Below are 14,306 nucleotides of genomic sequence, written 5' to 3'. Positions count from 1 at the left end.
CAGAAATTCCTGTAAAGGATATTACCTAACTATTTATTTTTGACCGAAATTTTGTCGGATAGCTCTTTTTAAGTCAGCTTGCCAATATTTCCACGTATGTTTGCCCTCAAATTCATCGTAAAATGTATCAACACCTAGTTCCTTAAGCAGTTGGTGAAGTTTTCGGTTTGGTGTCAAAAAGTCTTTTACTTTTTTATCCATCGTCACGACTTCCGTTTCTAAAGAGCCGATAACATGATATACCGAAAAAGCATGAGGGTCTTTCATTTCTTGGACTTTCTGAAGCACCTCTTCATTTACTTGTGGTGATTGAAGCAATACCTTCCCAAAAGTATTAGGATAGGCAACAGCGGCAAGCAATGACACTGTGGCTGCTTGAGAATCACCAATGAGTGCTCGGGCCATGCCCATATGATAAGTGGAATAATTTTTGTCTAAATAAGGCACAAGCTCATGTGCTAAGAAACGCAAATAAGCGGTATGTAAGTCGCCATTCGGCAAGTACTTGCGTCTACGATCTTCCACATTTTTATATGGAACGCCCACAATAATTAAATTTTCAATCTCTTCATTTGCCAAATATTCATCGGCAATTCTAGAAATGCGTCCTAACTGAAAATAGTCGCGCCCGTCGGAAGCGATTAAAATAGTATATTTGTAAAGCGGTGAATAATTTTCTGGTAGATAAATCAACAAATGTAATTCTTCTTGTAGTGCTTCGCTATAAAAAGCAATATCGTTAATAGTTCCTTGTCCCATACCAAACACACCCTTCAACATTCTGTAGGGAAATTGTAACATATGAATTTGCAAAGGTATAATAAGAAATATAGGGAGAAATGAGGTCATTATTATGTATAATGAAAAAGTAAATATATCCTCTGAAAGCGTCCGAAATGCAGCGAAAGAAGCAATTGCGCGACGTGGCGTATTGATTAGCGATATCGCCGAAATTGTATTTGAAATGCAATATCCCTATAGTAACGGCTTGAAACTGGCACATTGCATTCAATCAGTCGAACGGGTTCTCAATAAGAGAGAGGTACAGCATGCTATTCTCGTCGGAGTTGAATTAGATGAACTAGCAGAAAAGGGAATGTTATCCCAGCCGTTGCAGCAATTAATCGAGTCAGATGAAAGCCTTTTTGGCATTGATGAAACACTTGCGATAGGTTCTGTCCTCACATATGGAAGTATAGCAATGACAACGTATGGACATTTGGATAAGCAAAAAATCGGCATCATCAAGAAATTGGATACTAGAGACGGAACAGGCGTCCACACATTTTTAGATGATTTGATTGCAAGCATTGCAGCATCTGCTTCTTCTCGACTAGCACATCGTATTCGCGACGTCGAAGAAACAGGTGAATCGATTGCAGGGAGAGATAAAGTATAGCGTCTTTGCGCAGCGTCATACTTGGCGCTGTTTCGTCGCGTTATACAATTTATAAAGAAAATATGGTGATAGTATGAAATGGTGGATCATCCTACTATGCAGCATGGTGCTTGTAGTACTTGCAGGCTGTACATTGGACAATTCTTCTAGTAATGAACAAGAAACTGAAACATCAGAAAAAGTACCTGTAAAGGTAATAAGCGTGATGGATGGCGATACAATTAAGGTGAAATATAATGGTGAACTAAAAAAAGTTCGCTACTTATTGATTGATACACCCGAGATGTATCATAAACAACTTGGCGAGCAGCCATATGGGCGCGAAGCACAGACTAAAAATAGAGAGATATTGAATCATGCTAAGAATGTTTCCTTAGAGTTTGATGTTGGCGATAAGGAGGACAAGTATGGCCGCCTACTAGCTTATGTCTACGCGGACGGAAAAAGTGTGCAAGAACAATTAGTGGCAGAGGGACTAGCACGTGTTGGCTATATCTATCAGCCGAATACAAAGTATGTAAATGAATTTAAAGATATTCAAGAACAAGCTAAGAAAAAGAAGATTGGGATATGGAGATATGACGGATATGTGACCGATCGAGGATTTGTCAAATCTGTCGTTGAAAAGCAACAACATACGAAAAATTCGAACGGGACTTTCCGACAAAAAGATAACGGAAAAAGCGCTTGTACGATTAAAGGCAATATTAACAGCAAAGGAAATAAACTATACCACATACCAGGAATGGCTCAGTACAATAATGTAAAACCGGAAAAAACATTTTGTACAGAAGAGGAAGCCAAAAAGGCAGGTTTTACAAAAGCGGCAAGGTAGGTGTATCAATGACAAAAATCTATATGCTTCGCCATGGAGAAACAGATTGGAATTTAGCGGGGAAAATTCAAGGTGGGACAGATACTGTACTGAATGAAAATGGGAAGCGGCAGGCGATTGCTTGTAGGAGTTACTTTCAAGATAAAAATTGCCAAGTAATTTTTAGTAGCACGCTTCAAAGAGCGCGGCAAACTGCTACTATAATGAATGAAACGTTGGACCTGCCATTAATTTTGATAGACGAGTTTAAAGAACGAAACTTCGGCAAGGCAGAAGGACTAACACTAGAAGAACGTTTGAAATTATATCCAAGCAAGCAGTATCCGAACCAAGAATCTATGGAAAGTCTCTGCCAAAGGTTAGCAAAGGGTTTGCATAAGATTCAGCAAAGCTATCCCCACGATGAGGTTATCTTAGTCACACATGGTGCAGTCATCCATACAATCTTTGATATGGTTGAAAAGATGGCAGTTTTTCAAGAAGTCCCTCGCTTATCAAATGGTGGAATTAGCACACTATCATATGAAAAAGAGAAATGGGTATTAGAAACATACAATGATACAAGCTATATGACGGATTTAAAATAAGAGGGCAAGTAGAAATAGTACGTTGTCATTAATAACTTTAAATGAATAAAAGGATAGATAGAGACGATTGAAACAGCTCTATCTATCCTTTTTATGTGATTCTATTAGAAGAATGAAAAATAGACGATTTAAACTATGGTTTAATCCTCATCATAATAACTACTATTATTCCTGCTACTCCTATAATAGCTAGTAAACAATAGACTAGTGTGTTTCCAAACCAGTATAGAAAATATGGTAAAACTATCAAAATTATACCTAATAAGATAAGAACGATGCCCGTACCCTTTGCTAACTTTTCTTTATCCCCTTCAAAAGTTGCTTCATTATAACCCGCAATTAGAAAAAGCATCTTTTTATACCAAATTAAATAGCCTAATAAGATTAAAATAAATCCAACAATTGAAGTTAATATAAACCCGTTAAAATCCATATCCATTCTTCCGTCCTTTACAATTTAATAAACTGTATAATGAAAACAACAAGATATATAATTCATCGTTTTGGTTTCAATATATTTTTATAGTGTTAAGTCTAAAAGTGAATAATTTATTTTTAAATATGTATTTGAATACGTAAAAAACCTAAAAGTGTAAAATGCTGATTTCATCATAATATGCAACAAAAAGCTTGAACAATCTTTATCTTATAGCGTAGCGGAAGACGGCGTCTCCTGCGGGAAAAGCTTGAGCTGAAAGCCCCGCAAGAGCGAAGTGATGAGGAGATTGAAGCCAAGCCCGCGGAAAGCGTCGTCTGGAACGAAGCGATATAAGCAGACATTATAAGCAAAAATTAAACCTCTTTTTTACATTAGGCTAGCTATAGATAGCATCTTCTGCTTGAAAAGCTTGAGCTGAAAGCCCCGCAAGAACGAAGTGATGAGGAGATTGAAGCCAAGCCCGCGGAAAGCGCCGTCTGGAGAGAAGCAGTTTATAATTAGCTATTTAAAAAGCGAACATTATATAAATAAAATTATATAATGTTCGATTATTGGTTTGACAGCTGGATAATCCTGTAGTATTATCAGGGTGTAATAAGCAATTCTCTCATATATCCCCGGGAATATGGCCCGAAAGTTTCTACCCAATAACCGTAAATTATTGGACTATGAGAGAAAGTAGAACCGTTTGCTGGATATTATGGGATCAGTGTACCCATTTTCACTTTCCGGACAGACTACTTTCTCTTTGAAAGTAATCTGTCCGGTTTTTTTATTTCAAAAGAATGCACAGTAGAGTGATGTCTTACTTATCTTTATGTTAGATGGAGGGAAAGAGATGCCACAAGTTGGGGTAATCATGGGAAGCACATCTGATTGGGAAACAATGAAGCATACATGTGCCATTTTAGAGGAACTGGAAATCGACTTTGAAAAACGAGTAGTATCAGCACACCGAACGCCAGAATTATTATTTCACTATGCTGAAGGGGCAAAGGAACGCGGCATAAAAGTAATAATTGCTGGGGCAGGAGGAGCTGCCCACTTGCCAGGTATGACAGCTGCTAAGACAACGCTTCCTGTTATTGGCGTGCCAGTTCAAACGAAGGCACTCAATGGGCTAGATTCTCTTTTATCGATTGTGCAAATGCCTGGCGGTGTGCCAGTCGCAACAGTAGCAATCGGGAAAGCAGGTGCAACAAACGCTGGCCTGCTGGCTGCTCAAATTTTGGCAACATCATATGAAATGTTAGCGGAAAAGTTAGAAATGATGCGCAATGAAACAAGGGAGAAGGTGCTAAACAGTAGTGAACAACTTACATAGCCCTGTGATTGTACCGGGGCAAACGATTGGCATTATCGGCGGAGGACAGCTTGGCAGAATGATGGCCATTGCTGCGAAAGCGATGGGATTTCGTGTTGCGGTATTAGATCCAACTCCAAATGGGCCATGTGCACAAGTAGCAGATATTGAAATTATTGGCGCTTATGATGATACAGAAAAATTACAAGAACTTGCAGATGTAAGTGATGTCATTACATTTGAATTCGAAAATATTAGCTCTCCAGCATTGAATTGGCTTAGTGATTATGCGTATTTACCTCAAGGCTCTGCATTATTAAGAATCAGTCAAAACCGTATAGCTGAAAAAACGGCTCTAAAGTCCAGCGGTGTTGAGGTCGCTCCATATTGTGTCATTCAAACTTTGGAGGAACTTGCAATCGGGGTAGAAAAAATAGGATTTCCGTGCGTGTTAAAAACAGCTCGCGGCGGTTATGACGGTAAAGGGCAGCTTGTAATAAAGAACCGTATAGATTTATCTCGCGCAAGCGATCTTATACAAAGCAGTGTGTGTGTATTAGAAGCTTGGGTGCCCTACGTGAAAGAGATATCTGTCATTTTGACTAGAAAAGCAGACGGTGAATGTACGTGCTTCCCAATTGCTGAAAATATTCATCAAGACAATATTTTAGCGCAGACCATTGTGCCTGCCCGCATCAGTGAAAAAGCAGCCGAAGAGGCTACCAAGCAGGCGATGATGCTCGCAGAAAAGCTAGAAGTTGTTGGCACGCTTGCGGCCGAGATGTTTTTGACAGAAGAAGATAAAGTGATTATGAATGAACTAGCACCACGACCGCACAATTCAGGACACTTCACACTGGATGCCTGCGAAACCTCACAATTTGAACAACATATTCGAGCAATCTGTAATTGGCCACTAGGAAGTACCGAATTGCTAAAACCCGTTGTCATGATGAATTTGCTGGGACAGCATATGGAGAACGCGATTACGACCATACCACATAGTCTTGGGTGGAAGTATCACATTTATGGAAAAAAAGAAGCAGCGTTTAACCGGAAAATGGGCCATATTAATATTCTTCACCGGAATACAGAAGAAGCTCTTATGCAAATTGAAAAAAGCAGATTATGGAAAACACCCTTAAACACATAAATCATGCACATATATTGAAATGGGTGTTTGACCATCTTTATGGCTCATTTTATCAATTGTTTAGTCATACTATTCGGAAAAATGGAGGGGCAGGAATGGAAAAGAGAGAGATGTTATATGAAGGGAAAGCAAAAAAGATTTATGCAACAGATCAGGAAGATGTAGTCCTAATACAATATAAGGATGAAGCCACTGCTTTTAATGGGGAGAAAAAAGCACAGATTGCGGGCAAAGGGGTTTTAAATAATTCGATTACAAGTTTGCTGTTTTCAAAGCTTCATAGCGAAAACATTCAATCTCATTTCATCCAGAAAATTTCCGAACGAGAGCACCTTGCAAAGAAAGTATCCATTATTCCATTGGAAGTGGTAGTGCGAAACAAGGCTGCCGGTAGCCTGTCCAAAAGGCTCGGTATAGCAGAGGGCGTGCCATTCTCTAAACCGCTTGTTGAATTTTACTATAAAGATGATGCATTGGGCGATCCACTGCTCAATGAAGATCATATTGAAGAACTGGCGATTGCTGCCCCAGCTGATGTAATTTTGCTAAAACAGTATGCACAGCAGGTAAATGCAGTGTTGAGTGCTTTCTTTCAAGAACTTGGTATTACGCTTATAGATTTTAAATTAGAGTTCGGCAAAACAGCAGACGGTAAAATTTTGCTTGCAGATGAAATATCGCCGGATACTTGTCGACTATGGGAAACAGCTACAAATAAAAAGCTAGATAAAGATGTCTTTCGCCGAGACTTAGGCAGTTTAACAGAAGCTTATCAAACGATTCTCATGAAATTGGAGGAAGAAATCCATGTATAAGGTACAAGTATATATTACATTACGTGAAAGTGTATTAGATCCTCAAGGTTCAGCTGTAAAACAATCCTTGCATAGCCTGGGCTATAAAGGAATTGAAGAGTTACGAATTGGTAAATACCTAGAACTTACCATTGATCAAAAAGAACAAGATATAGATGGTTTGGTCAATGAAGTGTGCCAGAAGCTACTGGCAAATACGGTGATTGAAGACTATCGCTACGATATTAAGGAGGTTGCCGCGCTATGAAGTTTGCTGTCATTGTATTTCCTGGTTCGAACTGTGATGCTGATATGTACCATGCTATCAAGGATGAGCTTGGTGAAGAGGTGGATTATGTTTGGCATACTGAAGACAATCTAGATCGCTATGATGGCATTTTGCTTCCTGGAGGATTTTCTTATGGAGACTACCTTCGAAGTGGGGCGCTTGCGCGTTTTTCAACTATCATGGAGCAGGTAGTTAAGGCAGCTGAGGAAGGGAAGCCTGTACTTGGCATTTGCAATGGATTTCAAATTTTATTGGAAGCAGGCCTTTTGCCTGGCGCGATGAGAAGAAATGAACAGCTTTCATTTATTTGCCGAAATGTGAAATTAAAAGTAGAAAACAGCCAGACTCCTTTCACCAATCTATATACAACTGGTGAAGTGCTTTCCATTCCGATTGCACATGGTGAAGGAAATTACTTTTGCAATGATCAAACACTAGCAGAATTAAAAAAAGAAAATAGAATCCTGTTTACCTATCATGAAGAAAACCCGAATGGAAGCCTCGAGAATATTGCCGGCATTATGAATGCGAGAGGCAATGTGTTTGGTATGATGCCACATCCTGAACGAGCTGTAGATGCGCTCCTAGGATCAGAGGACGGGCTGAAGCTGTTCCAATCAATCGTTAAGAGCTGGAGGGAATCACATGTCGTTACTGCTTGAACCTACTGTTGAATCCATTAAAGAAAATCGTTTGTATGCTGAAATGGGATTATCGGATGAAGAATTTGCATTGGTTGAAAAAATTCTGGGACGCACGCCTAACTACACGGAAACAGGTCTTTTTTCTGTCATGTGGTCAGAACATTGCTCCTATAAAAATTCAAAGCCCATTTTAAAGAAGTTCCCTGTAACAGGCGAAAAAGTATTACAGGGGCCAGGTGAAGGCGCAGGGATTGTCGATATCGGTGACGATTTAGCCGTTGTATTTAAAATCGAAAGCCACAATCATCCATCGGCTATCGAACCCTATCAAGGAGCTGCCACAGGTGTAGGGGGTATTATCCGTGATGTCTTTTCGATGGGAGCACGCCCTATTGCCTTATTAAATTCGCTTCGTTTTGGAGAACTGCAAAATCCTCGTGTGAAATACCTATTCAAAGAAGTAGTTGCAGGTATTGCAGGATATGGAAATTGTATTGGCATTCCAACAGTAGGAGGAGAAATCCAGTTTGATTCTTCCTATGAAGGCAATCCTCTTGTCAATGCGATGTGCGTCGGTTTAATTGCACATAAGGATATCAAAAAGGGCCAAGCGCATGGTGTAGGGAATACTGTCATGTATGTAGGTGCAAAAACAGGACGCGATGGAATTCATGGAGCTACATTTGCTTCAGAGGAACTTTCCCAAGCATCCGAAGAAAAACGCCCTGCCGTTCAAGTCGGTGATCCGTTTATGGAAAAACTATTGCTTGAGGCATGTCTTGAGCTTGTTCAATCAGATGCGCTTGTTGGCATACAAGATATGGGTGCAGCAGGTTTAACCAGTTCTTCTGCTGAAATGGCAAGCAAAGCTGGTTCTGGCATTGAAATGAATCTCGATCATGTTCCACAACGTGAAACGAATATGACCGCCTATGAAATGATGCTTTCCGAGTCACAGGAGCGCATGCTGCTTGTTGTTAAGAAGGGTCGTGAAAACGAAATCGTCGAATTGTTTTCGAAATATGGCCTTGAAGCCGTATCGATTGGAAGAGTAACGGATGATCACCAGTTGACACTATTCCATCAGGGCGAAAAAGTAGCACAGGTGCCGGTGGATGCACTTGCCGAGGATGCACCAGTCTATCATAAACCATCAAATGAGCCGCAGTTTTTCCGCGATTTCCAAGCAATGAACGTAAAAGCTCCTGTGGTTACAGATTATAAAGAGACTCTTTTGAATCTATTGGCACAGCCTACTATTGCCAGCAAAGAGTGGGTGTACAACCAATATGATTATATGGTGAGAACAAATACAGTCGTAGCGCCGGGCTCTGATGCCGCAGTTGTCCGCATTCGAGGAACGAAAAAGGCGCTTGCAATGACAACAGACTGCAATTCGCGTTACTTATACTTAGACCCTGAAAACGGAGGGAAAATCGCTGTAGCCGAGGCAGCTAGAAATATTGTATGTTCCGGCGGAGAACCCCTTGCTATTACAGATTGCTTGAATTTCGGCAACCCGGAAAAGCCAGAGATTTTCTGGCAGCTTGAGCAAGCGGCAGACGGAATGAGCGAAGCTTGCAGAACGCTGAAAACGCCGGTAATTGGCGGTAATGTTTCGCTCTACAATGAAACAAATGGTGAAGCAGTATACCCAACCCCTGTAGTAGGCATGGTAGGGCTTATTGAAGATACAGCACATATCACGACACAAACGTTTAAAGATGCGGGTGATTTGATTTATATCATCGGCGAGGCAAAGGAAGAGTTTGGTGGAAGTGAACTCCAAAAGATGGTAGAAGGAAAGATCTTTGGGAGTGCCCCAGCCATTGATTTAGAAATCGAACAAAAGCGCCAATCCCAATTGCTTCAAGCGATTCGATCAGGACTTGTTAAATCCGCTCATGACATATCTGAAGGTGGACTATCTATCGCACTAGCTGAATCATTATTTGGCCAAAATCAACTGGGAGCAAAAGTATCTATAAAAGGTACTGAATCAGCAGCGCTCTTTGGTGAAACACAATCTCGTTTCCTTCTATCGATTAAGGAGGCAAATCAAGCTGCATTTGAAGCAGTGATGGATGATGCAGTATGTCTCGGGAAAGTGACGTCCACTCCAAAGCTTATCGTTCATAACGAAAAAGGAGAGCTACTAATAGATGCGGCTGTCCAAGAATTGCAGGATGTGTGGAAAGGAGCAATCCCATGCTTGCTGAATTAAAGGGTTTAAATGAAGAATGCGGCGTATTTGGGATATGGGGCCATCAGGATGCAGCAAATATTACATATTACGGACTCCATAGCCTTCAACACAGAGGGCAAGAAGGCTGCGGAATGGTTTTAACAGATGGAAAAAATCTAACTGGTGTAAAAGGCGAAGGGCTTGTCACAGAAATATTCACATCAGAAAAAATGCAAGGACTTTCTGGGCATGCGGCGATTGGACATGTACGTTATGCAACAGCAGGAGGTGGCGGATATGAAAATGTCCAGCCATTCCTCTTTAACTCACAAAGCGGTGGGCTTGCACTGGCGCACAATGGAAATCTAGTGAATGCGGCACAGTTAAAAGATCAGCTAGAAGCACAGGGAAGCATTTTTCAGACCACTTCAGACACGGAAGTTCTTGCTCATTTAATTAAACGCGGTGGTTTCGCAGATTTGAAGACGCGTGTTAAAAATGCACTTGGGATGTTAAAGGGAGCTTATGCTTTTTTAATCATGACCGAGACGGAAATGATGGTAGCTCTTGATCCACATGGTCTTAGGCCATTGTCTTTAGGAAAGATTGGCGATGGGGTTGTAGTAGCTTCTGAAACATGCGCCTTAGACATCGTCGGTGCACAATTTATACGGGATATTGAACCGGGTGAGCTTGTGATTATTAATGAGGAAGGCATTCACTCAGAGAGATTCGCACATGCGACACAGCGCTCGATGTGTTCAATGGAATATGTTTATTTCTCTCGTCCTGACAGCAATGTAGATGGAATTAATGTTCATACAGCGCGTAAAAATTTGGGAAAACAGCTGGCACTAGAATCAGTGATCCATGCAGATGTCGTGACAGGGGTGCCCGATTCTGGCGTTTCAGTAGCGATTGGCTATGCGGAAGCATCTGGTATTCCATACGAGATGGGCCTCATTAAAAACCGTTATGTCGGGCGGACATTTATCCAGCCATCACAGTCTCTCCGGGAGCAAGGTGTGAAAATGAAGCTGTCACCTGTGAGAGGCGTTGTAGAAGGTAAACGTGTAGTCATGGTCGATGATTCGATCGTACGGGGAACAACAAGCAAACGAATTGTAGCGATGCTGAAAGAAGCGGGAGCGAAAGAAGTGCATGTTTGTATCAGTTCACCACCTATTAAAAATCCTTGCTTTTATGGTATCGATACATCAACGCAAGATGAACTGATCGCATCGAAACTGTCAGTCGAGGAGCTGCGTGAATTGATTGGAGCAGACTCGCTTACTTTCTTAAGTGTAGAGGGCATGGTCAAGGGAATTGGTAGGCCTTATGCAGATGGAGGGCAATGCTTAGCATGTTTTACAGGCCAATACCCAACGGAAATTTATCCGGCAACAGAACCTGTATCAGAAAATCTAACAGTAGAAGAAGTAAAATTGGGAGCTAACTGACGCTCCAACAATTAATCTTGGCAAAAAATAGAAATCCTAAAAAGGAGTCATTCCATGGCAAATGCATACAAACAAGCTGGTGTAGATATTGAAGCCGGCTATGAATCCGTAGAACGCATGAAAAAACATGTGGCAAGAACGATGAGGCCAGAAGTGATGAGTGGACTTGGCGGCTTCGGCGGACTATTTGACCTTTCCACACTAGGTTTAAAGGAACCTGTCTTAGTATCAGGAACAGATGGTGTAGGGACAAAGCTTCTTCTAGCGATGAAGATGGGACGCCATGACACAATCGGCATTGACTGTGTCGCAATGTGTGTAAACGATATTGCCGTACAGGGTGCACAGCCGCTTTATTTTCTTGATTATATCGCGCTGGGTAAAGCAGTGCCGGAACGTATTGAAGATATCGTGAAAGGAATTGCTGTAGGCTGTGAGCAAGCAGGCTGTGCATTGATTGGCGGCGAAACAGCTGAAATGCCTGGCATGTATGATGCAGATGAATATGATGTGGCTGGTTTCGCTGTAGGGGCATGCGAGAAATCTCAATTAATCACAGGTGAATCTATCCAGCCTGGCGATGCGATTATTGGCCTTGCTTCAAGTGGTATTCATAGCAATGGTTTTTCATTAGTACGAAAAGTTATTGAAGATATGCCTTTGGATCAGTATGTTGAGGAGATTGATGGGGTACTTGGTGAAGTACTGCTTACACCGACGAGAATTTACGTACGAGCTATTCAGGCTACGGTGCAAGAAATTGATATCAAAGGGATGGCCCATATTACAGGTGGAGGTTTTGTAGAAAATCTACCTCGCATGCTGCCTGCCGGAGTAGGAGCAGCTGTGAAACTCGACACCTGGAAGGTTCACCCAATATTTTCTTTATTGCAGAAGAAAGGGCAAATCTCAACACATGAAATGTATCAAATCTTTAATATGGGCATTGGTATGGCTGTGATCGTGAAGGGTGAAGACGCCGAACGTGCTGTAGCTCATTTTAAAAAATCAGGTGAAGAAGCATATATTATTGGCGAAACAGTTGCAGGGGAAGGAGTCTCGTTTGCCTAATGAAAAAAATTGCTATTTTTGCATCAGGTAACGGCTCAAACTTTCAATCCATCATGGAAGCTGAAGCAAAGAAAGAACTAAAAATAAAAACGTCCCTTCTTGTCTGTGATTATCACGAGGCTTATGTTCTACAACGTGCCCAAGGATTGGGGATTCCTATTTTTTGTTTTAATCCAAAGGAATACGAAGATAAAAAAGCATATGAAGAAGTAATCCTACAGCATTTACTTGCAGAAGGAGTGGAATATCTCATTTTAGCAGGCTATATGCGCCTTATTGGGCCGACCATTCTACGGGAATACGAAGGACGAATCATTAATATCCATCCTTCACTACTTCCAGCTTTTCCTGGTAAAGATGCAATTGGGCAGGCACTGGATGCAAAGGCAAAGGAGACAGGCGTCACCGTCCATTATGTGGACGAAGGCATGGATACAGGACCTGTCATTGCACAGGAGTTCGTCCGAATTTATGAGAATGACACGGAAGAGTCGTTGAAGAAACGTATTCAAATAGTAGAACACCGTCTTTACCCATCTGTATTAAAAGAACTATTTCAACAAGAGCATGTAAACATAGGTTGAGGAGGAATCATCATGTCTAAACGAGCATTGCTGAGTGTATCAGATAAAAAAGGGATCATTGAATTTGCGAAGGGTTTAAAGAATGCTGGCTTTGAAATTATTTCTACAGGCGGTACAAAAAAGGCACTACTGGATGAAGGTATTGAAGTGACAGGCATCAGTGAAGTGACCGGTTTTCCTGAAATTTTGGAAGGACGAGTTAAGACACTACATCCAATGGTTCATGGAGCACTGTTAGCAAAGCATGGTGAAGAAAGCCATCTTCGTCAAATAGAAGAGCATGGCATCGTACCCATTCAGCTTGTTTGCGTCAATTTATATCCATTCCAACAAACCATTGAAAAAACAGATGTAACCTGGGAAGAAGCAATCGAGAATATTGATATCGGAGGACCATCGATGCTTCGATCAAGTGCTAAAAACCTTCAATATGTCACAGCGGTTGTTGATCCAGCAGATTATGAAGGCATCCTTTTAGAATTAGCCCATACAGGAAGTGTTTCATTTGAAACAAATCGGAAGCTAGCTGCGAAGGTTTTTCGCCATACAGCAGCCTATGACACGATGATTGCCCAATATATGACAGAGCTATCAGGGGAAGAAAATCCGGAAAGCCTAACAGTGACTTATCGATTAAAACAATCGTTGCGTTACGGAGAGAATCCACATCAGAAAGCTGCATTCTATGAAAAGCCACTAGGCTCTCTTTTCTCAATCGCTAAAGCAAAACAGCTTCATGGAAAAGCACTTTCCTACAACAATATTAATGATGCAGACGCAGCTATTCAAATTGCCAAGGAATTTGCAGAACCCACGGCGGTTGCTGTGAAGCATAGTAATCCTTGTGGTGTAGGAACAGGCGACACAATAGCCGAAGCTTTTGCTAAAGCATTTGAAGCAGATGAAACTTCTATTTTCGGAGGAATAGTGGCTTTAAATCGAACTGTTGATGTGAAAACAGCTGAAAAACTCAGCGGCATTTTCTTGGAAATTATTATCGCTCCTTCATTTACACCAGAAGCGCTCAATCTCTTAAAAGCGAAGAAAAATATTCGTCTGTTAACCATCCCATTTGAGGCTGGTTCAAATGTAGAAAGAAGAATCTCTTCTATTGAAGGCGGGCTGTTGGTACAAGATAGTGATAATGCCAAGCTAGATGAAACGACAACTACAGTGCCTACAAAACGGAAGCCGACTGAAACAGAGTGGCAAGCGTTGAAATTTGGCTGGAAGGTTGTGAAACATGTTAAATCCAATGCAATCGTTGTCTCCAACGATCAAATGACACTTGGTGTGGGAGCAGGCCAAATGAACCGAATAGGCGCAGCTAGCATCGCCTTAGAACAGGCAGGAGAAAAAGCAGCAGGCAGTATTATGGCTTCAGATGCCTTTTTCCCAATGGAGGACACAGTAGAAGCTGCTGCTAAAGCGGGCATTACGGCCATTATTCAGCCTGGAGGTTCTATTAGAGATATGGATTCTATACAAAAAGCGGATGAATATGGAATTGCCATGGTATTCACAGGAGTTCGACATTTTAAACATTAACAATGAGGTGATTGG

15 protein-coding genes and 1 riboswitch are annotated in these 14,306 nt (G+C 41.3%); of the genes, 13 read left to right on the top strand and 2 right to left on the bottom strand.

The features are described from left to right. Positions 1-33 precede the first annotated feature (33 nt). Entirely contained in the window at positions 34-759 is a 726-nt protein-coding gene (locus RCJ93_RS07525) for an alpha/beta hydrolase (RefSeq protein WP_446738716.1), read from the bottom strand. A gap of 94 nt (positions 760-853) precedes the next feature. On the opposite strand from RCJ93_RS07525, the gene RCJ93_RS07520 reads away from it, so the two are divergent. The 3 genes from RCJ93_RS07520 to RCJ93_RS07510 all read left to right on the top strand — a co-directional run bounded on the left by RCJ93_RS07520 (position 854) and on the right by RCJ93_RS07510 (position 2,821). After that, complete coding sequence (locus RCJ93_RS07520; protein ID WP_446738715.1) at positions 854-1,399, top strand: phosphatidylglycerophosphatase A family protein; 546 nt, start codon at positions 854-856, stop codon at positions 1,397-1,399. Positions 1,400-1,472: 73 nt separating this feature from the next. Further along, entirely contained in the window at positions 1,473-2,234 is a 762-nt protein-coding gene (locus RCJ93_RS07515; RefSeq protein WP_150283738.1) for a thermonuclease family protein, read from the top strand. Between the two features lie 8 nt (positions 2,235-2,242). Further along, positions 2,243-2,821: a histidine phosphatase family protein gene (locus RCJ93_RS07510; protein ID WP_150283739.1), complete on the top strand. Its 579-nt coding sequence runs from the start codon at positions 2,243-2,245 to the stop codon at positions 2,819-2,821. A 133-nt stretch (positions 2,822-2,954) separates the two neighbouring features. Here the strand turns inward: RCJ93_RS07510 and RCJ93_RS07505 are convergent, their stop codons facing one another. Beyond that, positions 2,955-3,260: a DUF3784 domain-containing protein gene (locus tag RCJ93_RS07505; RefSeq protein ID WP_446738714.1), complete on the bottom strand. Its 306-nt coding sequence runs from the start codon at positions 3,258-3,260 to the stop codon at positions 2,955-2,957. Positions 3,261-3,847: 587 nt separating this feature from the next. After that, positions 3,848-3,949, top strand: a riboswitch (purine riboswitch). A 149-nt stretch (positions 3,950-4,098) separates the two neighbouring features. On the opposite strand from RCJ93_RS07505, the gene purE reads away from it, so the two are divergent. The 10 genes from purE (at position 4,099) to purH (ending at position 14,291) form a co-directional block, all read left to right on the top strand. Next, positions 4,099-4,584, top strand: coding sequence for a 5-(carboxyamino)imidazole ribonucleotide mutase (gene purE, locus RCJ93_RS07500; protein ID WP_150283740.1), 486 nt, complete (start codon positions 4,099-4,101; stop codon positions 4,582-4,584). Next, positions 4,568-5,716, top strand: coding sequence for a 5-(carboxyamino)imidazole ribonucleotide synthase (gene purK, locus RCJ93_RS07495; RefSeq protein ID WP_446738713.1), 1,149 nt, complete (start codon positions 4,568-4,570; stop codon positions 5,714-5,716). Before purE ends, purK begins: the two co-directional genes overlap by 17 nt. A gap of 95 nt (positions 5,717-5,811) precedes the next feature. Next, on the top strand, positions 5,812-6,531 hold the full coding sequence (purC, locus tag RCJ93_RS07490; protein WP_149031981.1) for a phosphoribosylaminoimidazolesuccinocarboxamide synthase: 720 nt from the start codon (positions 5,812-5,814) through the stop codon (positions 6,529-6,531). Continuing rightward, positions 6,524-6,778: a phosphoribosylformylglycinamidine synthase subunit PurS gene (gene purS, locus RCJ93_RS07485; protein WP_066784878.1), complete on the top strand. Its 255-nt coding sequence runs from the start codon at positions 6,524-6,526 to the stop codon at positions 6,776-6,778. The genes purC and purS overlap by 8 nt, the downstream gene beginning before the upstream one ends. Continuing rightward, entirely contained in the window at positions 6,775-7,461 is a 687-nt protein-coding gene (purQ, locus tag RCJ93_RS07480; RefSeq protein WP_446738712.1) for a phosphoribosylformylglycinamidine synthase subunit PurQ, read from the top strand. The genes purS and purQ overlap by 4 nt, the downstream gene beginning before the upstream one ends. After that, complete coding sequence (purL, locus tag RCJ93_RS07475; RefSeq protein ID WP_150283743.1) at positions 7,445-9,667, top strand: phosphoribosylformylglycinamidine synthase subunit PurL; 2,223 nt, start codon at positions 7,445-7,447, stop codon at positions 9,665-9,667. The genes purQ and purL overlap by 17 nt, the downstream gene beginning before the upstream one ends. Then, positions 9,652-11,088: an amidophosphoribosyltransferase gene (purF, locus tag RCJ93_RS07470; RefSeq protein ID WP_446738711.1), complete on the top strand. Its 1,437-nt coding sequence runs from the start codon at positions 9,652-9,654 to the stop codon at positions 11,086-11,088. Before purL ends, purF begins: the two co-directional genes overlap by 16 nt. A gap of 54 nt (positions 11,089-11,142) precedes the next feature. After that, positions 11,143-12,159 (top strand): phosphoribosylformylglycinamidine cyclo-ligase, encoded by a 1,017-nt coding sequence (purM, locus tag RCJ93_RS07465; RefSeq protein ID WP_446738710.1) that lies wholly within the window; start codon positions 11,143-11,145, stop codon positions 12,157-12,159. After that, positions 12,159-12,743, top strand: coding sequence for a phosphoribosylglycinamide formyltransferase (gene purN / locus RCJ93_RS07460; RefSeq protein ID WP_446738709.1), 585 nt, complete (start codon positions 12,159-12,161; stop codon positions 12,741-12,743). Before purM ends, purN begins: the two co-directional genes overlap by 1 nt. A gap of 12 nt (positions 12,744-12,755) precedes the next feature. Further along, the gene (gene purH, locus RCJ93_RS07455; protein ID WP_446738708.1) at positions 12,756-14,291 is read left to right on the top strand and encodes a bifunctional phosphoribosylaminoimidazolecarboxamide formyltransferase/IMP cyclohydrolase; all 1,536 of its coding nucleotides are present in this window, start codon (positions 12,756-12,758) and stop codon (positions 14,289-14,291) included. Positions 14,292-14,306 lie beyond the last annotated feature (15 nt).

It is taken from the genome of Rummeliibacillus sp. BSL5 (assembly GCF_052928305.1).
Note: the sequence above shows the minus strand (reverse complement) of the source record. Positions and strands in the feature narration are given on the sequence as shown.